Source organism: Pseudomaricurvus alkylphenolicus (assembly GCF_011683955.1).
GTDB lineage: Bacteria > Pseudomonadota > Gammaproteobacteria > Pseudomonadales > Cellvibrionaceae > Pseudomaricurvus > Pseudomaricurvus alkylphenolicus.
This window is the reverse complement of record NZ_JAAQPI010000009.1, coordinates 321,931-347,666: the sequence shown is the minus strand read 5'-3', so window position 1 is coordinate 347,666 and position 25,736 is coordinate 321,931. Positions and strand designations below refer to the sequence as shown.

General features: G+C 54.3%; 20 protein-coding genes and 1 pseudogene. 13 read left to right on the top strand and 8 right to left on the bottom strand.

What is annotated here, in order from left to right; all coding sequences use genetic code 11:
• Positions 1-35: 35 nt before the first annotated feature.
• Both HBA55_RS22485 and HBA55_RS22480 read left to right on the top strand, forming a co-directional pair.
• Positions 36-1,229 (top strand): multidrug effflux MFS transporter, encoded by a 1,194-nt coding sequence (locus HBA55_RS22485; RefSeq protein ID WP_166996058.1) that lies wholly within the window; start codon positions 36-38, stop codon positions 1,227-1,229.
• A 78-nt stretch (positions 1,230-1,307) separates the two neighbouring features.
• Positions 1,308-3,353, top strand: a complete 2,046-nt coding sequence (locus tag HBA55_RS22480; RefSeq protein WP_166996057.1) for a bifunctional 2',3'-cyclic-nucleotide 2'-phosphodiesterase/3'-nucleotidase — start codon at positions 1,308-1,310, stop codon at positions 3,351-3,353.
• Positions 3,354-3,381: 28 nt separating this feature from the next.
• Here the strand turns inward: HBA55_RS22480 and HBA55_RS22475 are convergent, their stop codons facing one another.
• The 4 genes from HBA55_RS22475 to HBA55_RS22460 form a co-directional block, all read right to left on the bottom strand.
• Positions 3,382-4,683 carry a flavin-containing monooxygenase gene (locus HBA55_RS22475; RefSeq protein WP_166996056.1) on the bottom strand — a complete coding sequence of 434 codons (1,302 nt, stop codon included), beginning with the start codon at positions 4,681-4,683 and terminating at the stop codon, positions 3,382-3,384.
• Complete coding sequence (locus HBA55_RS22470; RefSeq protein ID WP_206019922.1) at positions 4,680-5,243, bottom strand: OsmC family protein; 564 nt, start codon at positions 5,241-5,243, stop codon at positions 4,680-4,682. Before HBA55_RS22470 ends, HBA55_RS22475 begins: the two co-directional genes overlap by 4 nt.
• 131 nt (positions 5,244-5,374) lie before the next feature.
• Positions 5,375-5,905: a DUF4242 domain-containing protein gene (locus tag HBA55_RS22465; protein ID WP_166996055.1), complete on the bottom strand. Its 531-nt coding sequence runs from the start codon at positions 5,903-5,905 to the stop codon at positions 5,375-5,377.
• A 13-nt stretch (positions 5,906-5,918) separates the two neighbouring features.
• The gene (locus tag HBA55_RS22460; protein WP_166996054.1) at positions 5,919-8,864 is read right to left on the bottom strand and encodes an ATP-binding protein; all 2,946 of its coding nucleotides are present in this window, start codon (positions 8,862-8,864) and stop codon (positions 5,919-5,921) included.
• Positions 8,865-9,116: 252 nt separating this feature from the next.
• Between HBA55_RS22460 and cysK the strand changes: the two are divergent.
• From cysK to HBA55_RS22450, 3 genes and pseudogenes are all read left to right on the top strand, one after another.
• Positions 9,117-10,151: pseudogene (cysK, locus tag HBA55_RS22455) on the top strand (cysteine synthase A); the annotation flags it as partial.
• 108 nt (positions 10,152-10,259) lie between these two features.
• Positions 10,260-10,604 carry a glutaredoxin domain-containing protein gene (locus tag HBA55_RS37520; RefSeq protein ID WP_240946231.1) on the top strand — a complete coding sequence of 115 codons (345 nt, stop codon included), beginning with the start codon at positions 10,260-10,262 and terminating at the stop codon, positions 10,602-10,604.
• 16 nt (positions 10,605-10,620) lie between these two features.
• On the top strand, positions 10,621-11,223 hold the full coding sequence (locus HBA55_RS22450) for a carboxymuconolactone decarboxylase family protein (RefSeq protein ID WP_166996052.1): 603 nt from the start codon (positions 10,621-10,623) through the stop codon (positions 11,221-11,223).
• On the opposite strand, the gene HBA55_RS22445 is transcribed toward HBA55_RS22450, so the two are convergent.
• A complete protein-coding gene (locus HBA55_RS22445; RefSeq protein ID WP_166996051.1) occupies positions 11,220-11,771 on the bottom strand; it encodes an AP2 domain-containing protein in 552 nt (183 codons plus the stop codon). The genes HBA55_RS22450 and HBA55_RS22445 overlap by 4 nt on opposite strands.
• A gap of 191 nt (positions 11,772-11,962) precedes the next feature.
• On the opposite strand from HBA55_RS22445, the gene HBA55_RS22440 reads away from it, so the two are divergent.
• The 8 genes from HBA55_RS22440 (at position 11,963) to HBA55_RS22405 (ending at position 23,478) form a co-directional block, all read left to right on the top strand.
• A complete protein-coding gene (locus HBA55_RS22440; RefSeq protein WP_166996050.1) occupies positions 11,963-12,967 on the top strand; it encodes a LacI family DNA-binding transcriptional regulator in 1,005 nt (334 codons plus the stop codon).
• A gap of 200 nt (positions 12,968-13,167) precedes the next feature.
• The gene (locus tag HBA55_RS22435) at positions 13,168-15,873 is read left to right on the top strand and encodes a TonB-dependent receptor domain-containing protein (RefSeq protein ID WP_166996049.1); all 2,706 of its coding nucleotides are present in this window, start codon (positions 13,168-13,170) and stop codon (positions 15,871-15,873) included.
• A gap of 95 nt (positions 15,874-15,968) precedes the next feature.
• Complete coding sequence (locus HBA55_RS22430; RefSeq protein ID WP_166996048.1) at positions 15,969-17,231, top strand: extracellular solute-binding protein; 1,263 nt, start codon at positions 15,969-15,971, stop codon at positions 17,229-17,231.
• Positions 17,228-18,322 carry a carbohydrate ABC transporter permease gene (locus HBA55_RS22425; RefSeq protein ID WP_166996047.1) on the top strand — a complete coding sequence of 365 codons (1,095 nt, stop codon included), beginning with the start codon at positions 17,228-17,230 and terminating at the stop codon, positions 18,320-18,322. The genes HBA55_RS22430 and HBA55_RS22425 overlap by 4 nt, the downstream gene beginning before the upstream one ends.
• Entirely contained in the window at positions 18,315-19,694 is a 1,380-nt protein-coding gene (locus HBA55_RS22420) for a carbohydrate ABC transporter permease (protein ID WP_166996046.1), read from the top strand. The genes HBA55_RS22425 and HBA55_RS22420 overlap by 8 nt, the downstream gene beginning before the upstream one ends.
• A 7-nt stretch (positions 19,695-19,701) precedes the next feature.
• The gene (locus HBA55_RS22415) at positions 19,702-20,844 is read left to right on the top strand and encodes an ABC transporter ATP-binding protein (protein WP_166996045.1); all 1,143 of its coding nucleotides are present in this window, start codon (positions 19,702-19,704) and stop codon (positions 20,842-20,844) included.
• A 95-nt stretch (positions 20,845-20,939) separates the two neighbouring features.
• Complete coding sequence (locus HBA55_RS22410) at positions 20,940-22,931, top strand: hypothetical protein (RefSeq protein WP_166996044.1); 1,992 nt, start codon at positions 20,940-20,942, stop codon at positions 22,929-22,931.
• A gap of 127 nt (positions 22,932-23,058) precedes the next feature.
• Positions 23,059-23,478 carry a BLUF domain-containing protein gene (locus HBA55_RS22405; RefSeq protein WP_166996043.1) on the top strand — a complete coding sequence of 140 codons (420 nt, stop codon included), beginning with the start codon at positions 23,059-23,061 and terminating at the stop codon, positions 23,476-23,478.
• Here HBA55_RS22405 and yddG read toward each other — a convergent pair.
• Genes yddG through HBA55_RS22390 form a run of 3 tightly spaced genes read right to left on the bottom strand, consistent with a single transcriptional unit; the run spans position 23,453 to position 25,608 of the window.
• Positions 23,453-24,358 carry an aromatic amino acid exporter YddG gene (gene yddG / locus HBA55_RS38060; protein WP_166996042.1) on the bottom strand — a complete coding sequence of 302 codons (906 nt, stop codon included), beginning with the start codon at positions 24,356-24,358 and terminating at the stop codon, positions 23,453-23,455. The two genes, HBA55_RS22405 and yddG, sit on opposite strands and share 26 nt — an antisense overlap.
• Positions 24,359-24,398: 40 nt before the next feature.
• Positions 24,399-25,172, bottom strand: a complete 774-nt coding sequence (locus HBA55_RS22395) for an AraC family transcriptional regulator (RefSeq protein ID WP_166996041.1) — start codon at positions 25,170-25,172, stop codon at positions 24,399-24,401.
• 43 nt (positions 25,173-25,215) lie between these two features.
• On the bottom strand, positions 25,216-25,608 hold the full coding sequence (locus tag HBA55_RS22390; RefSeq protein ID WP_166996040.1) for a phnA protein: 393 nt from the start codon (positions 25,606-25,608) through the stop codon (positions 25,216-25,218).
• Positions 25,609-25,736 lie beyond the last annotated feature (128 nt).

Sequence of the window (25,736 nt, the reverse complement as noted above, 5' to 3'; positions counted from 1 at the left end):
GAGAGGAATCGGCAAAGGACTATTTATTCGGGATCATGAAACTGAGATCGATCTTCTTAAGCTCAATTCTGCTTATCTTGTTCAGTCCCATTGGGATTGATATTTTCCTGCCTGCTATTCCCCAAATGCAGCACGAACTCAGCGCGGACACCACCGCCATACAATTGAGTTTGAGCCTATTTGTGCTGGCGCTTGGCATAGGTCAGCTGCTGGTAGGACCGCTCAGCGACCGCTTTGGTCGCCGACCAGTGGCGCTCACAGGTATTTGTGTTTATCTGGCGGCATCTCTGGTGATTGCTGCTGTCGAGAATCCCATTCAATTGGTCATGTTTCGAATCCTCCAGGGCTTGGGGGCGAGTTGCACCTCCATCGTTGCGTTTACGATTATCAGAGATCGCTATTCTCCAAAAGAAGGGGCCAGGATCTATAGCTATTTGAACGGTACCTTGAACCTGATACCCGCGCTTGCCCCCTTGATGGGTGGTGTACTCACAGTTTGGGCGGGCTGGCGAAGCAATTTCTATTTTCTGGCGCTGTTCAGCGCGGTTGTCCTATTGATTCTATTCAGGAGCTTGCCGGAAACCCGGCCAGACAGCACCCGCCATTCCCAGCTGTTCAGTTTCAAACCCTATCTTGAGATTTTGAGAAACAAGCAGTTTACTCTCTATGCCATTTGCGCAATGGGGGCCATGAGTGTGGTATTGAGCTACGCCTTCTACGCTCCGGAGGTGTTAATGGTCCAATTGGGTCTTAGCAGTATCCAGTTCGGCTTGATTTTTGGAGCCAATGCTCTGGTGGTGATGGCGAGCAGTTTTGTGGCGCCATTCATTATTCAGGCGCTAGGCCGCCGGGGGAGTATCATGATTGGCTCCATATTAATGCTGGTGTCGGGATTCTTGATCCCTCTCTTGATGAATCACTATGGAACCTCAATGGCGAGTTTTATGCTCCCTGTGGCCATATCCTGCTGTGGGTTTGCTTTCATTCTGGGGGCAGCAGCCAGCCTGTCTCTGGAACCATTCGGTGATTGTGCGGGCACAGCGGCGGCCTTGCAGGGTTGCATTCAGATGTTGGGAGCATCATTGGTGTGTATTCTGGCTTCGTTTCTTCCTGTTATCGAGATTTTTTCACTGGCAATTCTGATGCTGATTTTTGGTACATTCGGCCTTTTGATCAGGTTCTGGCTTGATCGGAGGGAGTTACAGGTTGCCCCAGCCCTGAACAAGTAGAGTTACGAAAGGGCATCCAGTATGCTGCCAGGATCCAAGGGAAGATAGCTCGTCTATTTAAAAGAGCCGATATTGCGTATGTATCTCAGGAAGATCCCTCATTTTTTCTCAATAATCGCGGTGCTCAGCGGCTTGTCTGGTTGTACCCACCAAGACTTCAGTGTTCATACATTGGAGTCCAATAACCCGGTGACGGTGAGTTTGCGGATAATAGAGACTACCGATATCCACATGTATTTCGCCAACTATGACTACTTATCGCGCTCTGTCGATGAAACGGTGGGGTTTGCCAATACGGCAACGCTGATAAAGCAAGCCAGAAGTGAGGCTCTAAACAGCGTTCTGGTTGATAATGGTGATCTGCTGCAAAACAGTCCTTTAGGTGACTATGAGGCCTTTAAGCGCAAGGCTGAAATACTTAATGGCAAAACCCATGTTGCCTACAAGGCGATGAATCTGCTTGATTATGATGTTGGGAATCTTGGAAACCACGAGTTTAATTTTGGATTGGAGTTCCTGGAAGCGTCTATCGCGGGCGCCAACTTTCCCTATATCAATGCCAATGTTTACCATGATGATGGAGACAGTAATCCGAAAAACGACGTAAATCGTTACACCCCTTATCTGATCCAGAATAAGCTGGTTATCGATTCGACGGGCGAAACACATACGGTGAAAATCGGCTATCTTGGGTTCACACCGCCACAGATCATGCAGTGGGACAAAGAAAAGCTCCAAGGAAAGATTATTGCAAAGGATATTCTTGAGACCGCAAGGAAGTTCGTACCTGAGATGAAAAAACAGGGAGCGGACCTGGTTATTCTGGTTCCGCATTCCGGAATAACCACCGCGGTTACGGAGCAATTGGCTGAAGATACCGCACTTGATCTGTCAAAAGTCCCCGGTGTGGATGCCATACTGTTTGGGCATAGTCATCGGGTTTTTCCCGGTAGTCCTGAATACGATGGTTTAGAACATATGGGAGTGGACAATACCAATGGAAAACTCAATGGCGTTCCTGCGGTGATGCCCGGCTTCTTCGGGAATCATCTCGGCATTATTGATATGCAACTGAGCTACGCCCAAGGAAAATGGGGAGTCGTCAATTCGACGGTTGCTGTCCGTGCTATTTCTTCTCCCGCTACACAGGACGTGGGATTCCAGGATTTGGCAGAGGCGGACTCGGAAGTTCTGGCGGCTATCGATACTGAACATCAAGCAACGATTGAATGGCTTAACGAACCGTTTGCAAGAATTTCCAGGCCTATCCATAGTTTCTTCGCACTGGTTCAAGACGATCCATCTGTGCAGGTGGTTGCTGATGCTCAAATTGCATGGGGAAAACGTTTTATTCAGGGGACGGACCTTGATGGATTGCCCGTTTTATCGGCAGCTGCTCCTTTTCGAGCGGGTCGCAATGGGCCAGCGGATTACATCAATATCGCAGCGGGAGATATTGCTCTACTCGATACCGTCAGCTTATACACCTTCCCCAATATGGTGCGTATGATTAAAGTTTCAGGCGCTGACGTGAAAGAGTGGCTGGAGCGCTCTGCCGGGTTATTTAACCAAATTGATCCAACGACTTCCGAGCCCCAGCCTCTTTTGAACCCACTGTATCCGGCCTACAATTTCGACATCATAGATGGCGTGAGTTACGAAATCGACGTGACTCAGCCAGCGCGTTACGACTTGGACGGGAAGCTTGTCGATGAGGATAGTGAACGTATCGTAAACTTGCGATTCAACGGCGAACCTATCGACCCGCATAAAAACTTCTTGATCGTAACGAATAACTACAGGGCATCTGGAGGAGGCAAATTCCCTATGATAGATGGGAAGAGCAGGGAGACTTTTTCCGGCCCGGACGAAAACAGGGGTATCTTGCGGCGCTATATCGTCTCTCAGTCAAGTGCCACGGGTTATGGCGGATTCGATCCATCGGCCGATGGGAACTGGAAGCTTAAAACGATCAACTCGGATGTCGATCTAAATTTGGTTTTTCGAACCTCTCCTTTGGATGTGGTTTCTGAAATCGCAGAGCGCATGCCGGCGGTGTCGCGCTCAGATTCGTCTTTCCTGGATGCGGGAGGTTATTCGCTTTGGGAATATGATTTAAATTAGCTCCCAGTTGGATCCAATCTTTGCTTCTTTAAAGAGTCAAACTCAAACACCGGATGCCCGCCGCCGACCTGCTTACCGGCTCCGACATCTCCCCCACCAAATGCGCGACAACTGCTCTCGCATCCTGCGCCACACCACAAATAAAACTGGATTTATGTTGACGCATATAGGGTAACCCCATCACATACACCCCTGGCCAGTCGACCACTCCTTCCCGGTGCTTGAGCCGTCCCTTGGCATCCAGCACGGGCAGTTGCAGCCAGGAGTAATCGGGTTTAAAGCCGGTGGCCCAGACAAGCGTCCGAAACTCAGAAGCGCTCTTCAGTAACTCCGGCCGAGCAGGTACTTGGGTTGCTGCAATGGGAGCGCTGGGAGGAGCGTCCAAATTGGCTGAATCAATGCCTTCGTCGATGATCTTCAACAGCCGACGCATTTTTAAGTCGGCAAGTTCGCATACATTGTTCAGCGATCCGGAAAACTGCAGTTTTCCTTGCTGGCATCCCATTAAGCGGCCATGGAGTTGAATGCCTTTGTCGGTCAGCACATTCAGGTCCAGATCCTGTACGCCGCCTATCAATTGGGGAGAGGGGAGATTTCTGACACGATTGATATCGTCGGCCTCTTCCAGTGTTCGCGACAGAATGCCGTAGCGGTCCATCCATTCAAAGATATCCCTGCCCCGGTAGCGCCGTGGCAGGCGCACATGCTCTCCCACCGCCAGTGATACCTCGCGACCGGAGTCGCGGATCTCATTGGCCAGTTGCAGTCCGGTTGCCGAGGCACCGACCACCAGTACTGGCCCCTCGGCTAACCTGGCGGGATTGCGGTACTCCAGTGCGGACACCTGCTGGATACTATCCGGAAGTGTTTTGGCAAATACGGGAACCCGCGGCTGATTAAACGCACCGCTGGCAATAATCAGAGATCGGCAAAGCCAGGTTCCCTGACGGGTGTCGATGCGAAAGCGTTGTCCGCCATTTCGGGACATGGCGCTGACTTGAAGCACTTCAGTTTGTGTCAGCACCGGTGCCTTAATGCTCATACTGTAGTCAAGCAGCTTGCGGGCAAAGACGTCCTTGTGCATAAATCCGTTTGGATCGCTGCCGGGGCCATCCATGCCCGGCAGCGTGTTTAAGCCGTTGGGCGTCAACAGGTGCATGGAGTCCCAGCGCTGGTGGCGCCAGCTGCTGCCGACATCACCCCGTTCCAGCACCACATGGTCGACGCCGAGAAGGCGCAGGTAATAACTGCAGGTCAGACCCGCCTGGCCTGCGCCAATAACGACGGTAGCGACGGTGCGGGTGCCGCCGCTGGATGGCCGGCTGTTCATCGCGCCTGTACCTGGATATGGGTGGGATTTGCCAAAGCATCAAATACCGCCGAGCGTTTTTGCGATTGAGCTACCAGCGCTTTGATTTCGTCTTCGGAGGCGTCGGCGTCAATATCAAATACCACGCTGATGTTGTCGAATCCATTGCGAACATCCGTGTCAATGCCGAGAATACCCTGCAGATCCATATCGCCTTCCAGCGTCGCTTGAACGGATCTCAGCTGGATATTGCGATTCTGGGCCACTGAGGCAATGCCCGCCGTCAGGCAGCCGGCCAGGCCCACCAACAGGTATTCCACCGGGGTAGCGCCTTTGTCCTCGGCGGCAAACAGCTCGGGGTGGTCGCAGTCGTAGGCAAAGCATTGCTTGTGCTGTTGCTCCTCTCCAAGACCAAAAAAACGTTCCACCCTGGCGTGGCTGTGGGTACCGTTGACCCAGTCGCAACGGGCTCGCCACTGGAAGCGGGCGGCTTCCGGCGCTTCGGTCAGGGCTTCGCGGGCTTCCAACAGGGCTTTAACGTTAACACCATTATTGGCAATGCGGGTTTGTATATTCATCATCTGGCTCCTGGCTGTATTTAAATCTGGCAATAGCGATGTGGGCCGGGGCTGACTCAACAGCCTTGCTTTGGCCCGCAGGATCAGAATGCGTGTGGATCGTGGAATGTACCGTGGAAACGCCCGTGGTTTTTCTAAACGGCAAACAATTGTGCAGGTGTCAGGTGATCGTAAGACCAGACACGGGTGACAGGCATACCGGCCTGGCGTTGGGCCAGACGAACAGATTCAGCATCGGCGGCGCGATACAGGCAGAACATTTTTTTTTGATCTCTGGAAAACAGGGTGCGGACAAATACCACGCCGTGAGCCTCCAGGCACCAGGCTCCCTTGTCTTCGAGCGCCTGCAGCGTTTCCACCGTGGTGGGGCTGTCGAAGTATCGTTCTACCAACACATTGCCGTCGCCGTTGTCTGGCCCCAGGTGCTCGGTGGCAGGCCAGACGCTTTCATAGGTCTGCTGGTTGACCGAGAGCGCCGTGCGCACCGCCTCGGCGTCGGGAGCCTCAAAGTGGCAGACCATGCGCCGACCGCCATCGGACAGAAAGCTCTCCTTCCAGTCGATGTTGTACAGCCCGAAACATTCTCCGGAGCTCATGGCCATGGCCTTTACTCCTTTGCGATCAATGCCTTGGTCAAACTCTCGAATCAGCAGAATCGTGCTCATGGGGAATTCCTGTCTATGGGCCAGCCAGCAAGGGGCTGGCATACTCGCGGGCCCAACTGGCGCCGGTCTGTTGGTGCAGTGTTGACAGGGCCTGACAGTGTTCAGTGAAGTGTTCGGAATCGCCCCCCATTTCACAGGCCCGCGCCAGGTTTACCCGCGCCAGCAGCATCTCAGACTGGCGTTGCAGGCACTCGGCGCAGGCCAGGGCTTCTGCCGCGTGACTTTGGGCGGGTTGCCATTGACCGCGCTGCAGCTCAACGGACGCCGTTCGATTCAACAGGTAAGCCAATCGCTGCTTGGCATCGACCTGTCTCAATTCCGCCAGATGCGCTTGCAGTTCATCAAAGGCCCGATCATCCCCTTCGGCATAGGCACAGAGAGCGGCAGCAGCCCTCGCATAGGGAGCTTCGCTGCCTTCGCACAGCTTTTCTCCAATTCGCAGAAGAGCGGGGCAGCGACTCGCCGCCAGTTCAAAATCGCCCTGTTCGATGGCGATCATGAGCAGATATTCGTTGGACTGGTATTCGTTAAAGCGATCCCCAATGGATTTGAATTGCGCCCGGGCTTGCTGCAGCAGTTCTTCCGCTTCTTCAAAGTGGGATTCAAAATATCGCAACATACCCTGTCCTGCGGGAATGGCAGCGGCGTGAATATTATGGCGTGCCGCGACGGCCTGGGCCTCCATCAGCAACGCGTCAGCTTGGGGTAAATCCCGCTCCAGCATCGCCAGGCACTTTGCCGCTTCCGCCATGCCGTTGACATGATCCTGATTATCCCCGGCACGGGTAATGCGTTCGGCCTGCATAATTTCATGTTTTGCCTGGCTCCAACTGCCGTGCAGCCAGCGCAGAAAACTCGCCATTTGATAGCCAAGACGAGCGTGGGACACCGCTCCGAAGTCCAGTGCCTGCTCGGCCAGTTCCACATACTCATCCGCCGTTTCCTGCCAGTTCTCCGTGGGTGTTGCAGATGCCTTGATATTGGCCAGCTCCAACGTCAGGCAGATGCGTTCGCAGTCCGGCAGTTCAGCGGCAAACTGCAGGCCCTTGTTGGCAATACTGGTGGCATCTTCGTTGGCGTAAAAGCGAAGGCACAGCTGCCCGGCCTTGACCATGGCCCGGGCCGCAAGCGCAGATTCGCCGCTGCGTGCAGCGTGGCGGGACAATTCTGCTGCCAGCGTCAGGTCCTGTGCGGTTTCCGCCTCCAGCAGTTCGGCCACGCGCCGGTGCATGATTTGCCGTCGACCTGGCGCGATACTGGTGTAGATGGACTGCGCCACCAGATCATGGCTGAAGCGGCAGCCCTGCGAAGTCTGCGTCAGAATGCCCTGTTGCTGTCCGACCTCCAGCGCCAGGTCCAGTTGGTATCGCTCCAAATTGGTTACTCGGCCAAGGGCGGTAATATTGATCACAGGCGCCAGCACCGCAGCCCAGCGCAGGATATCAATGACGTCGGCATCCAGTCGAAACAGACGTCGGTGAAGCATGTCGCTGAGTGACTCATCGTCCTCTTTGCGGGTTTCGGCGCGGGCCAACTCTATCGCCAGCAGAGGATTTCCGGCACAGGTTTCACTTAAACTGTCGCTGTCGACGTCAGCGGATTGCTGGTGAATCAACGCCTTCAGTATTGGTTGGGGCAGGGGACGGAGCTGTTTTTCATCGAGCACTTCGTCATGTCTCAGACCACTGAGAGTCTGCAACATGGGTCCGTTATCGCGCAATTCCGCCTGTCTTGCGGCCAGAACCAGTAGCAGTGGCTTGTGACGGTGAGTTCGGACCACGTAGTGGAGCAGGGCTGCACTGGATTCATCGCACCATTGCACATCATCAAACACGATCACCAAAGGCTGTTGGCTGGCGAGATCGCCCACAACTTCACCGAAGCGGGTAAACAGCTGCTCCCGCTCCAGCCTGGATTCGGTATTGAACAAACCGTTCTGAGCCATTTCGGGCTGGTCTCTGAGGGCATCCTGCCAAAGTGCAAACGGTCGAATCAACTCCGCCTCGAAGGCATCGGCTCGGAGTATGCGGGTACCGCGTTGGGCGGCATCGTGCGTGAATCGATTCAGCAGGCTGGTTTTGCCCATGCCGGCGTCGCCCTCGATCAGCATTAACCTTGTCTGCCTCTGTGCGGAACACTGGTGCAAAGCACCGGTGAGCCAGGCCAACTCCTCATCGCGACCCAGCAGCTCGGTGGGAGTGGTATTGACAGGTTGTGGCGGTGGCAAAGGCTGGGGAGAGGCAGGTTGCCGGTGTTCAGGGTTGATACCCGCCATGGGGCTTCCGCGCCAGGCGCGCAGCAGCAATCCGTGATCTTCAGTGCCGGCTTCGGCCTGCATTCTGCGACCGATCGTGTACTGTTGCTCGGCCTCCTGCATGCGTCCCTGTGTCTTTAGCAGCTCAATATAGCGGGCTCTGGCTCTGTCATCGTAGGGCACCAAAGACACCAGCTGACAGGCATATTCGAGACATCGGGTGGGGTCCTGTTCAAATCTGTCCATCAGTGTCTGCAACACGCCGGCCTGGGCCCGCACAACGGTTTCCCGTTGCGCCACACACCAGCTGTAAAAGCCGTGGAAATTGGGCAGCTCGAGACCTTCGAGGAAGTCGCCGCGATAGAGGCGCACGGCTTCTTCCAGGCGGGAGGTGTCTATGCTGCCGGGGTCACCCTCGGCCAGCTCCAGCAGTGCATTGACATCCAGTGTCATGCCGTGGGGTTCAAACGCCACCTGAGTGCGGTCGGCAACAACGCGGGGCGTTTCGGGCTCGTCCACCAGGCGGCGGATTTTGGACAAGCTCCAGCGCAGAGATCCTCTGGGATCGTCGGGGATTTCCCACAACAGTTCACAGAGTTGTTCCCTTCGGTAGGGGCGTCTGCTCAGGGCCAGATAGGCCAGCAGTGCGCGGGTCTTCTTCGATGGCGGCAGCTCTACCGAGACGCCGTCACGAATTACCCTCATATCACCTAATAACTTGAGCTCGAGCATTATTCGCTAACCCTGTGGTTAACAGCTATTGTTGGTTGATGGGAGGTGTTGGGATCACCTTCCAGTATAGAAATACTCCAGTCGACTTGCGAATGTCACCGCAATCACGCAAAAAAACACGCTGCCCGGTGAAATAACACGCTCGCTACCACGATAAATCACGCGACAGCGTCTCAGCATGACCTTGCGAACTTACGACGTTGCAACATTTCCGAGGAGACCACGATGGCCAGATATAACAATATTCTCGAGACAATAGGCAATACCCCTCTGGTGCGGTTAAACAAACTGGCGCCCGAGGGCGTGAACTTATATGTCAAGATAGAGGCATTTAACCCAATGGGTTCTGTAAAAGACCGCATGGCGAGAGCGGTGATTGAGCAGGCAGAGCAGAGCGGTGAGCTGAAACCCGGTATGACTGTGATTGAGGCGACCAGCGGCAATACAGGTATCGGCCTGGCGATGGTGTGCGCCCAAAAAGGCTATCCGCTAGTGGTAACCATGGCTGAAAATTTTAGCGTTGAACGCCGCAAATTATTGCGTTTCCTCGGCGCCAAGGTGGTGCTTACCCCAGCGGCGGAAAAGGGCACCGGTATGCTCAACAAGGCAAGCGAACTGGCACAAACCCATGGTTATTATCTATGCCGCCAGTTTGAAAATGAGGTCAACGCGGATGTACACAGCCGCACCACGGCGCGGGAAATTCTCGCGGATTTCGCCGGAGAGCGGCTCGACTATTGGGTAACGGGCTCCGGCACGGGCGGCACATTAAAGGGCGTTTCGCGTACCCTGAAGTCCGAAAGCCCGGTGACAAAAATCGTCGTGGCTGAGCCAGATAACGCCCCCGTGCTTGCCAGTGGTATTGCACAACCGCGAGCGGAGGACGGCAGCCCCAGCGCCAGCCACCCTAACTTTCGACCGCATTTGATGCAAGGCTGGAGCCCGGACTTTATATCCAAGTTGACTGAGGATGCGATAAGCGGTGAGCATGTGGATGAAATTGTTCCGGTGGCCGGAAGCGAATCCATTGAACTGTCTCAACGTTTGGCTCGAGAGGAAGGCATATTCTGCGGCATTACCAGCGGAGCGACCCTGGCGGCCGCCCTTCAGGTTGCCCGTCGTTCAGACGCCGGTACCAACATTGTCTGTATGTTACCCGACACCGGAGAACGCTATCTTTCCACACCGCTATTTGCGGATATCAAAGAGGAAATGAGCCAGGAAGAAATTGCTATCTCACAGTCGACGCCCGGATATCAATTCGTATCGTTGGACACACCCCAAGTTGCCGGTAGTCGCGAGTTGGCAGAAGTCGATGGGGCGGCGCAGGCTCATGTCGAAAAACTGTTGCAGCAACAGTCAGTGGTGATGTTCGCTCTTGAGTGGTGTGAGTTCTGTTGGGCCGTGCGCAAACTGTTTCAGGCCATGCAACTGGACTACCACAGCGCGGATCTGGATTCCGTTGCCTACCAAGATAATGATATGGGCGGCAAGGTGCGGCCGGTTCTGCTGAATATCACCGGACAGCCGACTATTCCACAGATTTTTATCGCCGGAGAATGTGTGGGCGGCAGCAGTGAATTATTTGCAGAATACGAGAGTGGTGCTTTGATTAAACGCCTGCAGCGTCATGGTATTGCGTTTAATGCGGATGCAAACATCGATCTCAATGCAATGATGCCTCAGTGGGTGCAGCCACGGCAGAGTGCCTGACATAGGAGGTTGCGGTATGAGTTTTATCGAAACACTCGGCAATCAGCAGGCCGCAGAAGAAGTGAAGGCCATGTATCGGCAGTTACAAGGCCAGCGGGATTACCTTCCCAACTATGCCAAAGTGTACTGCTACCGGCCCAGGCTTATGCAGGCCTGGGCCGAGTTGCAAAGCTGTATTCAGGAGACAATTGAGCACCGTCGCTTCGAGCTGGTGACGCTGGCCGCTGCACTGGCACTAAAGAATTCTTACTGTTCGCTGGCTCACGGCGATCTGCTGCGTCGAAAATACTACAGCGACGCAGAACTCCAGGCAATTGTGTCCGGCGATGACAGCAATCCCTTAAACGACGCCGATCAGGCAATGATGGTTTTCGCCACCAAGCTCGTTGCAGATTCTTCTGCTATAGAGCAAAGCGATATTGATGAACTTCGGCGCTTGGGTTTTTCCGATGCGGAGATATTTGATATCGCGGCCAGCGCCAGTGCACGCTGTTTCTTTGCCAAGCTGTCTGACGCCTTGGGGGTGATGCCGGATGCTGCGTTTGACAGCATGCCGGAATCACTCAGGGAATTGTTACTGGTGGGTCGCGCTATAGAATCCCGTGGGACAGGCCACTAGGCCAGCTCACCACGCTCAGCGGCCCAGAAAACGCCGGTGAGCTTCTTGATTCCCTTTTCGCGGGCCTCAACGGCTTTCTCAAACGCTTCCTGTGCCCCATATTTCTTTTCAGAAAACCTGACGCTTTCACTCTCTCCGCGTGTCGTTGGCCAACTGGCCTCCCAGGACCAATAGAGGCGCTCAGTCCCATCCGCCAAATAGGTCTTGGTCGCGAATCGGCAGACACCGGTTACACCGGATGTGTTGTTTCTGCGTTTTATGGAAGAGAATTCCTGCCGCGTCATCGGCGGGTTGCTGGCGATGAACTCGTCCCGGTATTCTTTGGCTTGATTCAGAGCTTTGCGTTTACCGCCGCATTTTTTATCTGGAAAATTCTTGACGTGTGTCTTGCCGTTTCTACGCAGGCTCACTCGCCAGGCGTGCGTATTATGACTGTCATCGTCAATCCGTGAGATGCCATACATGACTTTGCTTTTCTTTTTCACCTCAATCCACCCCCAAATATACTGAAATGAAGCTAAGTTACCGTGATGATAATGGAAGTTCATGGGGAATCAAATATCTTCAAAGCGCTCCTGGCGCCTAAAACAACAGCTAAATGGTCGTTGGTTGGCTATTCCCGCAGTTACAAAGCCGGTAAGTCGGCAAGAGCTCTGGTTGAGCTATAGCTTGAACTATGGCTTAAAACGTTTTAAGTTCATGCTGGATTACCTCCTATTACACAGGTTTCCTCCATTTTATGGCTCGACCGACCATCAAAGATGTCAGCAAATTGGCCGGTGTCTCCATCGCTACAGTTTCCAACGTGGTCAATGGCCACCCCAATGTTACGGATTCGACCCGGAGCAAGGTCGAGGATGCCATCCACAAGCTCGGCTACCAGGCAAACAGGGCGGCACGCAGCCTACCGGCCGGGCAGACCGGGTTGCTGGGCTATCGAATGCCCGATGGCAAGCGCTTGAATGTCTCGCTCGATACCTTTCTGCACCAAATCGTAGAACATGCCGGTGCCATTGGGCTGGAAGTGCTGTTGTTTGCGCCGCGACCCGGGCAGACCGAACAAGAGGCCTACAGCGAGGTGTTGATTCGCGGCGGGGTTGATGGATTCGTCCTGTCCGGAATTGATTACCATGATCCGGTGGTGAAATATCTGCTGGAGCGCAAGGTGCCCTTCGCCGCATTTGGGCGCGCCGACGAATATCCCGGTGCCGCTTGGGTGGATGTGGATGGTGCCGAAGGGCTACGACTGGCCACCGAGCATTTGATTGAATCGGGGCGGAAAAACGTGGCATTTATTGGTTGGCCGGCGGGATCACTGACGGGCGATGAGCGTTATCGTGGCTGGCAGCAGGCGATGCTGGCAGCCGGTCGTGATATCGACAATGCTACCGTCCTGCGGGTTCTGGACGGTTACGAGATTGGCATTTCCCTGACCCGACAGCTGCTGGATTCCGGGGTCGATGCGGTGGCCTGTGTCAGTGATACCCTGGCGCTGGGGGTGATGGCAGGCTTGCGCCGCCTGGATCTGGTGCCGGGTGAGGAGATGGCCGTGGTTGGCTTCGACAATGTCTCCGCCGGAGAGCTGGTGGAACCGGGCTTGACCTCTTTGGATCAGCCCATGGCTGATGTCGCCAGTGAGCTGGTCGGTCGCCTGTCGCGAATTTTGCGGGGGGAAAACCCGGGGCAGGGTTTGCTGTTACCACCGAGGTTGGTGGTTCGGGGGTCCACCTCGATTCCCGTGTAAGGGGCCAAAAATCATCCACTGGGCCCGATATCAAAGTTTCCCTAGTTTGGTCTTGACAGAACATTACTGGAGGGCGTATCGTTTCTCTATCGAATTTAAAACGTTTCAAATTCGATTTAAAGCAACAATAACAACCAACCCATCGGCAAACTAAGCTATAACTGAATAAAAGGCTGCCGCCGAATAGAGAGGCGATATTCATGATTTCTAAATTTAAAACGTTTCAAAATATTGATGCAGCGATCGGAAAAGCCCTTCCAGGCACTCGTACACATGGTTTTCTGATTAAGCCACTGGTGGCGGCCATGTGTGTTCTGGGGGCCGGATCTGCTGTGGCCAACGACGATGATCTGGAATACGCCCTGGAAGAAATTGTGGTGACCGTTGGCAATCGCGAAATGCGTCTGATTGATACCTCCGTGCCCGTTACCACCATTTCCTCAGAGGATCTGCTGAAGCAGGCGCCTCGAAGTGTCGCCGATGCCCTCACCAATATCCCGTCGCTGCAGGTGAATAACGCCTTGGGAAATACCAATAACGATTTTCGCTTCCGCGGAATTGGTGCCGGTGGCACGCAGTTTCTGGAGTTTGAGGAAGATGGCATTCCCATTACCCGCGACGGCCCTGATTTCCTTTATCGCGTACCTACGGTTGCCATGGCTGGGGTGGATACCATACGCGGGGGTAATGCGCCTATCCTGCGCACTGCCGCCATTGGCGCCGTGGTCAACTTCAAGTACAAGGAAGGCAGTCTGGAGGAGCATGAAGGCGATGTGTATTTCCAGACTTCCGACTTCGGCATGCGCCGCACCGAAGTCTTTTTTGGCGGCCCGCTCAGTGACAGAGTGACCTATGCCTTGTCGGGTTATTACACCACGGACGACGGCATTCGCGAGGTCGATTTCCCGGCCAATGAAGGCTACAACATTCACGCCAGCCTCAAATACCATCTCGCGGACGACAGTGGCTACCTCAAGGTTTCGGCTCGTCGCTTCCAGGAAAACAATATCGTCTATCTGGGTACGCCGGTAACCGGAGATCTCGACAGCCCCCGGAAATTTCCAGGCGGCCCCGATATTACCACCGGCAGCATCTTGAGCGAGGATATTGCTCTGTCCACCACATTCAGCGCTCCCGGTGTGCCGTCCAAACTGGACCTGACCGACGGTAACGCCTCCGATATGTCTTACGTGGGTACGGAATTCAAGAAAGAGTGGAAGCTGGAAGGTGGCGCTGAACTGGAGCTGGTTTCCCGTAATCGCTATACCGATGTGAAGTCTGATTTCGCCGGTTACTATTCCGCCGGTTTTGCCTTTAGCGGTGACTTTCAGACAGGGGAAACCCTCGTCCCGAATATGTTGAACGCCAACACCATGGGTGCCGGGCTTGTGAACTACAGCTACGCCATGCCCGCCGGCTTTGTCCCCGTGGGTTATTCCATTACCAATCTTCGCGGTAAAGTTCTTGACCAAGGCACATTGAATGACGCCAATGGCGATGGTCGCTACGACGTTGGCGAAGCTCTTTCCACTGCGGCGTCACTGGCTAACGGCAACGGCATATTTATGCCTTTGGCGGCCTTTGATCAACACAACCCCGAGACCAGTTTCCAGCAGGATCTGGAATTGAATATCACTTTCGAAACCGGAGAAGTCGCTCACTATGCGTCTCTGGGTTATTACTATCTCAGCTCCGAACGGGAGCAATCCAACCGTCAGCAGATGTTCCTGACCGATCTGCAGCAGCAGGCTGACCGTGTGGATGTTCACTTGGTTGATGCCGGCGGCGAGCAGGTGACACTGACTGACGGTGGCTTTGTCACTCACAACCATTGGCTGAATCAGGATCGTATTGATACTGAGGCTCGCGCTTATTACGCAACCTATGAGATTCACACCGGTGATCTGCGTGTGGATATGGGCGTGCGTTACGATGACTTTTCAGCCAAGCGGGAGTTTGCCCCCACCACCAACTTCTACGGTGACGGCCCTGATCAAACCCCTTTGCCGGAAGCGGGCAGCGTTTCTCCTGCGACCACCAGCATCCAGCGCTTTGTGCCCGGTCCCTATCTCACAGACTTTGATTACACCACCAAGGAAACCAGCTGGAGTCTGGGTGCCAATTACCTTGTAACGGAAAATATCGGCGTTTATGCCCGTTTTACTGAGGGCTACCTGCCGGCCAGAAATGGCGCCACCGCGACGGAAACTCTGGAGCTGGGTGCGCGACTCGATATTGATAACCTGCAATTGGCGGTCAACCTGTTCGATATGACTCAGGAAGGCGACGAACAGGATCGCGGTATCAACATAGAGGGCGAGGACGCTATCGCTCGTATTCGAACCGATCGGGAATCCAGGGGCATCGAATTGGAAGGTACTTTGGATATCTCTGAGAATCTGCGGTTGACGCTGAGCGGTACTTATCAGAAGCCGGAGTTTGCCAGTGGCGGTGCCGCCAGCCTGGCACCCGGGTCAGGTATCACTCAAGAACAACTGAATGCAGCACTCGGTGGTCTTACCGCTATCGATGGCAAGCAGATCGCCAATCAGCCCGAAGTGCTGTTTAACCTCGGTGTTGAATACGACCTGGAGGTTCAGGACTGGGGCGTATTCTATTTGAATGCCAAGGCCCGTCATGTCGGTGAAGCACCGGTCAATGATGACAACAGCCGCTTCTTTGAGGCTTACACTAAATGGGACGCCGGTGTGAACTTCGAAAGTCGCTCGGGCGATTGGTATGCAAGGCTCAATGTGCACAACCTGTTGGATGAAGACGCCATCGTTAAGATCGAAGGTGGCAGTACCAATACTTCATTGACAGGCGGTGACATTGGCTCCGATGGCTTCTTTGGCCGTTCGGTGCAGGGGCGTAATGTGGTTCTTGGTGTGGGCTACCGGTTCTGAACCTCACTATGCACAAGACGCCAGATCTAAGGATGGCACTGGCGTTCCCTTTTTTAGCTGGCAACAAAACACCCTATTTAACCCGGAGAGCCAACTTGAAGCTGACCCTCTTAAAAGCACTGACGCTCACTCTACTGATGGTGTGTACAGTGACCGCAGCAGCGGCGCAAAAGCTGACCCTGGCGGGCTGGGGGGGTACCGATAAGGCCATAATCCACGGGCTCCTGTCGGAGGTGCTGCGCGAAGATTTGCGCGCGTTGAATGTCGAGGTGGAGTATCTGCCCATCGAATCCAACTTCGGACAATATCTGATGAACTCGCTGTCCTCAGGAACGGCTCCGGATATTTTTTACGTGGATGTGAATAGTGTGGACGTGTTGGCGGGCTCGGGAAAACTGCAACCACAGTCGGCCGCCGAGCTGCAGGCCACCATGCTGCCTGTACTGGTGGAGTCGTTCGAGGTGCAGAAAACCAGTTTTGCTCTGCCCAAGGACTTTAATGCCTACGCCGTTGTTTACAACCGCGATGTCTTTGTCGATGCGGGGGTTGATATACCGCACGCCCAGGACACCTGGAGTACGCTCAAAGAAAAACTGCGTCAAGTGGTGGTGGCACTGGGCGATGAAGGGGTATACGGTGCCTGTCTCAAGGCGGGGTATACCGGTGGCTTTTCACCCCTGTTGTTGTCCACTGGATGGGAACCCATAGGTGCCGACGGCAGGACACGTCTGGACGATCGATTCGAGCAGGCCTTTCGGTTTTATATCTCCCTGTTTCACGACAATATCGCCATACTCGCTTCAGAGTTGGGGCATTCCTGGAGCGGTGGCTGCTTTGGTACGGAACGCACGGCCATCGCTATCGAAGGCAATTGGCTGGCCGGTTACCTGCGGGATAAGGCCCCCAATTTACTCTATGGCGCCGTGCCCACGCCGCTGAATGCAGCTACGGGCAGTGCCGGCAACCTTTTGTTGAGTGTCGGTTGGGGGCTCAACCGCGACAGTAAGAATATGCGCCTGGCGCAATCCGTATTGGAGTTGCTGACCAGTGAAAAAGCACAGCGTTGGATTCTGGCTTCCGGCCTGGCCCTACCCAGTCGACGCTCCATGGCGCAAGCGGTTGAGTCTGCGACGGGCAGAGACGCAGAGGCGCAGTTGGCCAATGCCATATACGCGGGCGTCAACCGGGGTTATGTGCGTCCCTACAGCTTTGGCGCCTATGGCGACGCCTGGACCGACCCTATTAATGAAGCGTTGAGCGCGGTATTGGTGGGGGGCGTTGAGGTTGACGCTGCCCTTAAGGTGGCGCAGCAACGTTTTGATGATATGTATCAAAGATTCCAGGAGCGTCTTCAATGAGTGCAACCTCATCGCATCGCAGTTTCTACGGGCTGATTCTGGTGGCGCCGTTTCTGGTGACTCTGCTGGTATTTTTCGTCTATGCCCTGATACGCGCCCTGGTCTACAGCTTTACCGATTACAACCTGTTTAATGAGCCGGAGTTTGTCGGGCTGGAAAACTTTCTCGGTATCCTCAAAGACAAACTGTTTGTGACTGCGTTTTTTAACACAGTGTTGTTTGCTGTGATTGTAACCTCATTGCAAACCCTGCTGGCCCTGGGATTGGCGGTCGTCATTGGTGGAAACTTTTTTGGCAAGCAGTTTTTCAGGGTGGCGTTTTATGTGCCAAGTATTCTTTCCAGTGCAGCGGTGACGTTGGTATTTATCTGGTTTTATCAGAACAATGGGTTCCTGAACGGTTTTTTGAGCGATCTGGTCAGTCATCGTCGATCACTCTGGATTCTTATCGCCGGTTTTATCTTTTGGTGGATAGCCCTGGTGGCCATCTATGCGCTGCGGGGCCGAGCGGTAAACTGGTTTGATCCTGCGCTGTTGTTGCTCAGCGGATTTTTATCATTGCTGCTGTGCTGGGGGCTGAGCGGCAGTGAGTTCACTACCGCCGAGGAAGCGGTAGTGTCCGTCAATTGGCTGGGTACCCAGGAATACTTTGGTCCGCTGCCGCGCACCATGTGGGCCATTGTGTTACAGAATATTTTTACCACGGTACCGACCTTTATGTTGTTATTTCTGGCCGGGGTGCAGGGCATTCCCAAGGATCTCTACGAAGCGGCCACCATTGACGGTGCCAGTCGCTGGCGGCAGTTCCTGCACATTACCGTGCCGCAGTTGGCACCCGTGACCTATGTGGTGGTGACCTTTGGTGTGATCGGTACCCTGCAGATGTTTGATCAGGTGGCGTTGATGGGGGAGGCGGCACCGCTGGAGTCCCGTGTCACACTGGCTTACTACGTGTATCACAGTGCGTTCCCACCGGGAGGTCAACCCCATGTGGGTATTGCCAGTGCTTCCGCTTTGATCCTGGCGGCCATTACCCTCGCCGTGGTGTATCTGCAAAAGTTGATGGGTGTGAGGGAGAAGGCCAATGGTTAATGAGAAAGTAGCCGGGGCACTCAATGCACTGGGGCAGGCAGACACCCGTCGCTTTTTGGCTCGCATGGCCTGGCTTTATTTGTTTCTGTTGGTCTTGGCGACAGTGACACTGGGCGTTTTTTGTGTCGCCTTTGTCGCCAGCCTTAAGGAGGATGCGCTCACCAATCCCACAGAGTTGTCCATCAACCAGCTGCAACCGAGCAGCTGGAAAGGCGCCTGGAGTTTGGGTAATGCCGGGGCAGACGATGCCTGGTTTGGTGGGCTTGCACCCGGTCGTGAGGTGGTTTTTGAGGTGACCTACGCCAATCAGAGCTTGGAGCAGTTGGTTGAGCCAGTGGTGAAAATTCCCAAACGTCGCAGCAGCATAGCGCAGCCGAGTGCGCCCGAGGTGTCAGCTCAGGTTGCGGTGGGATCACTGCAACTGCTGAGGGAGAACGCTCAGGTTCTATATGACGAGGTCTCCGGCACCAAAGTCACACCGCGACAGGGCGTGAGTCGAACCTGGCGCTTTACCCTCCATCACCGAGGCGCAACGCCGTTCGATCAAGTGCCGATGGTGATTGAGGTGCCCAAAGGACAGGTGTTGATCGAGAGCACCTTACCGGCCAGCCGCATCGAACGCCGGGGGCGCGTTGCCAGCTGGCGGAACGTGGTACCGGGTCTGTTGACCTATGTATTTGGCAACTATGTGCGGGTGATCGATGACGCCAGGAGCCTGACGACCGGTGACAGCCTGTTTATGAGCTGGACCTTCAACAGCTTTTTTATTGCGGTGTTTAAGGTGGTGCTGACGTTGATCATTGCCTGCCTGGGGGGCTATGCCCTGGCCCGATTCCAGTTCCCCGGCAGCCGCCTGATTTTTTACACCATGTTGTTCAGTATGATGGTGCCCGGGCAGGTGCTGTTTATCTCCAACTATCTGGTGTTTCGGGATATTGGCTTGCTCAATACCCCCTGGGCGGTGATTACCGCCGTGGTGGCTTCGGCGCAGGTTCTGATTATGAAACAGTTCTTCGAGGGCATCCCCCGGGAGATCGAGGAGGCGGCGATCGTTGATGGTGCCAATCCATTCACGATACTGACGACCATATTTTTGCCGCTGTCGCGACCCGCGTTGGCGTCAGTCACCATCCTTGGTTTTCAGGGGGCGTGGAACGATTTCTTTTGGCCCCTGGTGGTACTCACCAGTCCGGCCGAGAGCTATACCTTGCCCGTGGGTCTGTTGAGTTTACGCAACGTCTACGGCATAGCCGGCGATTGGGGCATGATTCTGGCGGGGTCTTTCCTGTCCACCATTCCTGTATTGCTGATTTTTATATTCTTCCAGCGATACTTTGTTGAGAACGATACTTCCTCCGCAGTAAAAGGATAAATCAACCATGTCGAGTATTACCTTCCAAAAGGTGACGAAACAATACAGCAAGGCCGGTGAATCCAAAACGGTGATTGATGCAGTGGATTTGTTGATCGACGACGGAGAATTCACTGTGTTCGTCGGACCCTCAGGTTGCGGGAAATCCACCATGTTACGGATGGTGGCGGGTCTGGAGTCCATCACGGACGGCGAACTTCTGTTCGATGGCGAGCGGGTTAACATGCTGTCGCCGAGCGAACGGGGAATCGGCATGGTGTTTCAGTCTTACGCACTCTATCCCCATATGAGTGTGCGTGACAATATCGGTTTCCCCTTGCGTATGGCGGGCAAACTGTCCAAGGCGGAGATGAAGAATGCCATAGATGATGTGGCCGATATGTTGGAAATCGAGCATTTATTGGAGCATAAGCCCGGGCAGCTGTCGGGTGGTCAGAGACAGCGGGTGGCCATCGGGCGGGCGCTGGTGCGCAAACCGCGCGTGTTTCTTCTGGACGAGCCGTTATCCAATCTTGATACCGCTCTGCGGGTACGAATGCGATTGCAGCTGGCGGAATACCACAAAAAGTTGGGGTGCACGATAATTTATGTCACCCACGATCAAACCGAGGCCATGACCCTCGCTGACAAGGTGGTAGTACTCAATGGTGGTCATATCGAACAGGTCGGATCACCAAGGGAATTGTACGAATCGCCGGCGACACGCTTTGTGGCCGAGTTTATCGGCTCCCCGAAAATGAATCTGCTCAATGCCAAAGTCATGAGCCTGTCGCCATCAGTGGCGATGCTGTCGGTATTGGGTGTGCCCTTGAGTATCGAAACCGATACCCGTGGTTTGGTACCCGGGCAGACTTTGTCCCTGGGGCTCAGGCCGGAAGATCTGGCATTGGGCCCGGCTGGCGGTATCGCAGGGCAGGTGATGGAGCGGGAGTACATGGGCCCAGAGTCTCTGCTGTATTTGTCTGTGCGCGAGGACAGCGAACCCTTACTGGTACGTTGTCCCGGCAGTACAGAGGTTGGCAAAGACGAAAGGGTCCACGTGCAAATAAATCCCGAGCGCTGCTATTTATTTGACGACCAGGGCAGGGCCATACCTCGATCCGTCATGCCGAGCAAGAGGGCAGTCAATTCCCAGGCCTTTGCTGAATGACAACACTGCTGAACGCTTGTTGGCGGGTTTGAAGAACCTGTTGTGCAGATTAAACACCATTTTTCCGACTAAAGATGTAACGAGAACCTGATTCCATGAATGCAACCACAACCGCTATTGCCACAGTAGAAAACGTTGACGCAGAAGAAACGCTGAGCTTTTCCATCCGGGAAGGTCGGATTCACAATGAATTTTATCGTAAAGGTCCGGTGGCCGCGCATTTGGTGTTGACCTCCGGATTGCAGCCGAGACTGGTGACGGCGTTTCCCGCCGGTAACAGTGGCGTCAGCCTTTGGTGTTTGCCCGGTGCGGAAGACGTCGAGTGGGGAGCTGTTGAGCATCTCTATGATTTTACGGAAACAGAAGTGGGTGACCAGCCGCGACGGGGTATCTCCGCGGACCTGCAATTACAGGGCGAAGGGCTGACCATTACCCGTGCAGTGCTGGGCAGCGTTCGCAGTATTCGCGATTTTATGCACACCCAGGAGTTACCCGAGGCTTTGGACTGCCAGTGGCAGATCGTTGGTAATCAGGTCATATGGCAGCGCCATCGGATTGATGGACAAGGTTCATACAAGCTGGCAATAACAGTGACTAGTGGCACCATAAGGGAAACGCCAGGGGGAAATCTGCAGTTGGAATCCGAGCAGGGAGTGCTAAAGTTTCGCCTCGTGGCACTGACCGGGGAGCCGCCTTTAACGCCCATTGACCTGCCCCAACTGCTTAATGATAAAGCCATTGGCTCTATCACCAGCCGCAAGATTCTGTCCTTTCTTACGTACGAGGAAAAGATGCTGGCGGGGTCCTGGCAGTACCTGACGTACTTTGGTCGTGACACTTTGATGTCCGTTAGGCTGTTGATGCCCGTGTTGACTACTCCTGCGATAGAGGCCGCCCTGGGGGCGGTGTTGGAACGAATTGCCGATGACGGCCAGATTGCCCATGAGGAAGATATTGGTGAATTCGCGGTCTTGCATCGTCGGGATGATACCAGTGCGGATCCGATTTACGACTACAATATGGTGGATGACAACTTTATGCTCGCGCCGGTGATTGCTCACTATTTGTTGGATCATCCGGGAGGTATGAAACGCAGACAAATGTTTTTGTCGAAGCGGGACCAATGTGGGCGCAGTTATCAGGAACTGCTGATACGCAATCTGGAGTTTGTCGTTGAGTCCAGTAAGCAGTTCGCCAAAGAACCGGGAATTCAACACTTGATTGCCCTGAAGGACAACTACCCGGTGGGCGAGTGGCGTGACAGTCATGAGGGGTTGGGTTGGGGCCGCATTGCCTACAATGTCAACGGCGTATTCGTACCGGCGGCGTTGACCGCCGTGGCTCGGTTGATAAAAACTCCTGAGCTTTCCGAAGCCAAATCCAAATTGCCGGCCAGTGAGCACATTCTGGAGCAGGGGCAAACATGGCAGCAGCAGGCACCGACGTTTTTCGAAGCAAAGGTCTGTGCCCAATCGGCGATGAGACGGCAATCCGAATTTGCCAAAACCTTGGGGGTTCCCGTGGTGGAGTCGATTTCCGAAGAGTCGGAACTGCGTTACTACGCGATCGCCTTGCACGACGATGGCAGTCAGGTGCCCGTACTAAACTCGGACTTTGGGTTTGAGATGTTGTTCGGTTCGCCCTCTGCGGACGTGCTTGAAGCTGTGGTATATACGCTGATGCAGCCGTTTCCGATGGGGTTGGTGTCGCCGGTGGGTCTGATGGTCGCCAATCCCGTATTGGGCGACCAAGAACTGCGGGACATCTTTACCGCAGGGCACTACCACGGCACCGTGATTTGGTCCTGGCAGCAGGCCCTGTTTGTTGCCGGTTTGCAGCAGCAGTTGAATCGTTGCGATTTACCAGAGAAAACTCTGGCGTGTTTGCGGGAGGCAGAGCAGCGGGTATGGAAGGTGATCAGGGCTTCCCGCCATATGCAAAACTCGGAACTGTGGTCCTGGTCCTGCGACAATGGAAGCTACCAAACGCAGCCGTTTGGGCAACGGGAGGAGGATGTGACAGAATCCAACGCGGCGCAATTATGGAGTACGGTGTTTCTTGGATTGGACTCGCCATCAGGTGATTGAAATACACCCGGCAGATACAGTCTCTATTCCGGGAGAAAAATATCGAGTCTGATGTGATCCGATGTTGAAGTCTGAACGTACAGGAAGGCACAGGTTGAGTAATCTTATGGAGAAGAGGACCAAATCAATGTACTTAGTCAGGCTTATTTACACCAGCAGAGTGTCTGAGACCTTTAAATCGTCCGATATCGAGGGCATTCTCGAGGTCGCGAGAGGGAAAAATGAGCGTAACAATGTAACGGGATTACTGTGTTTTAACCGTCGTTTTTTCCTCCAGTGCCTCGAAGGCTCCAGAGCGAAGGTGAATCAAACCTACCACCAGATTCTGAATGACCCCCGTCATGAAGAAATTGTGATGTTGAATTACCAGGAAATCATCAGTCGTGAATTTGATCGTTGGAATATGGGTTATATGCCGGAATCATCCCTGACTTACCCAATCAATTTGAAGTATTCAGGGACTCCCGAGTTTGATCCCTATGAAATGTCAGGAGAAAGTGCGCATCAGATGATGTTGGCACTCAGAGACACGGTTCCGATTCAGTAGTCTTACCCTCACCACCTTTGCTGCTGATACCTGCCAAAGCCGACCCTCCCACAATTGCCATGCAGGCCCAAACCAGAACCCAACTGGGTTGGGCCTCTCCTGCCAGCACCAGTAGCAGCACAGAGATCAATGGCGCACCATAGGCAAGTACCCCCAATAGCTGCAAATTGCCATTCTTGACACCATAGTCCCAAGTAACGAAGGCAATGCCTGCCGGCCCGATACCCAGACCCAGAATGCCAATCCACTGGCGAATGCTCAGTTCCCAAACGGTTTGCTCCCAAAGCAAATGGCAAGCGGCAGCCAGCAGCGCGGTGGCAGCGCAAAACCAACCCACCGCGTCGGTGGGGGCGGCTTTGAGCAGGCGGCTGGCGACTGAGTAGATCGACCATATCAATGCGCAACCCAGGGCCAGAAGGTAGCCGCCGAGGTGTTCAGAGCCGAAAATAGTCCCTTCCTTAGCGATCAGTGTCCAGCAACCACCCAATGCCAACAGAGCGCCGAGCAGGTGCTGCGGCTTGAGTTTTTCGTCAGGGAGCAAGGCTGCAAACAGGACGATCAGTAGTGGCCATAGGTAGGCCAGTAAGCTGACTTCTACGGCGGGAGCCATGCTCATGGCGAGAAAGTAGCAAAAATGGTAACCGAACAGACCGCCAATACCGATCAACCAAACCAGTGGCGCTCGAGGGAGATGGCGTAATCCGAGGTGTCCCTGCTGGAACCAGCGCAGGCTCATCATCACAAAAGCAATGCTAAAGGTCATGGTCATCATTTGAAAAGCCGGAATCTGTCCGTCGGTCAGGCGAGTCAGAAGCGCCAACGTGCCCCAAAGAACGATGGATATAGAACCGATAAACGTTGCTCGATGTATCTGTGACACTGCCCACCTCTGGCGATGACTAATCCGGAACCACCAAAGTCTAGGGATTTAGCTGGGCAGGGTCTTTGCCAGAACGGCGGATTTGTTTTCCAATCTGGCGAAAATAGCGGGGGGAGCGTCCGAAGTGCTTGCGAAAGCGGTCACTAAAACTGGCAACGCTGCTATAACCGACCTGGTCGGCCACCTGCTGTATGCTTAGTTCGCTTGTCTCCAGCAGTTGCCACGCATTCTGCATGCGTTTTTCGACGAGATATTGTTGTGGCGTCATTCCCAGTTCACGTCGAAAGAGTTCGCTGAGTTGACGTGTACTGAGGTTGGCAACTGCGGCCAGCTGAGTCAGTGGAATCGCCCGGCGGAAGTGGTTGTCAAGATAAGCGCGGGCCGCTTCGATGCGCCGGTCCCGCAGCAGGGTCTCACCGCATCGTTCCTTCAGCAGTTGTATTAACAACAGCAGCATCTGTCTCTCACCGCTCGGGTTACCAGTGCCGTCCATCAACTGGTGGTGCAGGAAAGTCACGTAATGTGCCAGAGAGGTATCCAATGTAATAAACGCGGGCAGGCGCTCAAGCTCCGGCGCCAGGGAGGCGGGGACATCGGCAACCACAAAACGATTGTGGTCGGGGGCGGAAAAGCCGTGTTCTTCGCCGGCAGCAATGATCGCCATCTGGCGGGCTCTAACTTCACCTTCCCGGTTGCCCACATTCATGGTCAATGCCCCGGACACGGGTAATACCAATTGATGGTAGTCGTGGTGATGGGTGCGCGTCTCTGAACTGTAGCTGCGCAGATCCAGTGTCAGCTGTGAATATTCCATGGCGGTGAGTCTATCACTTGGGTCGTGATAGCTCACCTGAAGATTAATGTATGCGCGCCAGCCAATCCTCCACCTCCGGCTGCAAATACAAGTGATCACGCAACTCATCGGCCCAGGGTTTGCCCTGAAGCTGTTTGAGCTGTAATACCGCCATCACCTGTACTGCCGGTACTTCGCTCCAAACCGAGTTGTGCAAGCAGCGCCAGTGGCTGCTGTCCAGGTGTTTGGGGTTATCAAATTGATGATGACAGGTGGTGCAGATGTACACGCAGCGCTCCAGCTCAGGTGTCGTGGTCTGCGGCGGCACTTCGAAAACCGATAGAGGTTTATGGACCACGCCGCAGAGTTCACAGCTGGATTTCGCTCGACGTGTCAGGCTTTTGCCAAATTGATTGAGTTCGGACTGGCGATGTCGCTGGGCGTAACCTCGGGTCATGGTAGCGCTCCCCCCAATAATAAAGAATTGGCCGTTTTTGGATGATGACCTTACATTTATAGCAGAGACCTTCACCATTTTTATTGTGAAGAGGCGGTTCTTGGTCTCTTAGCTGAATTCAGTCTATT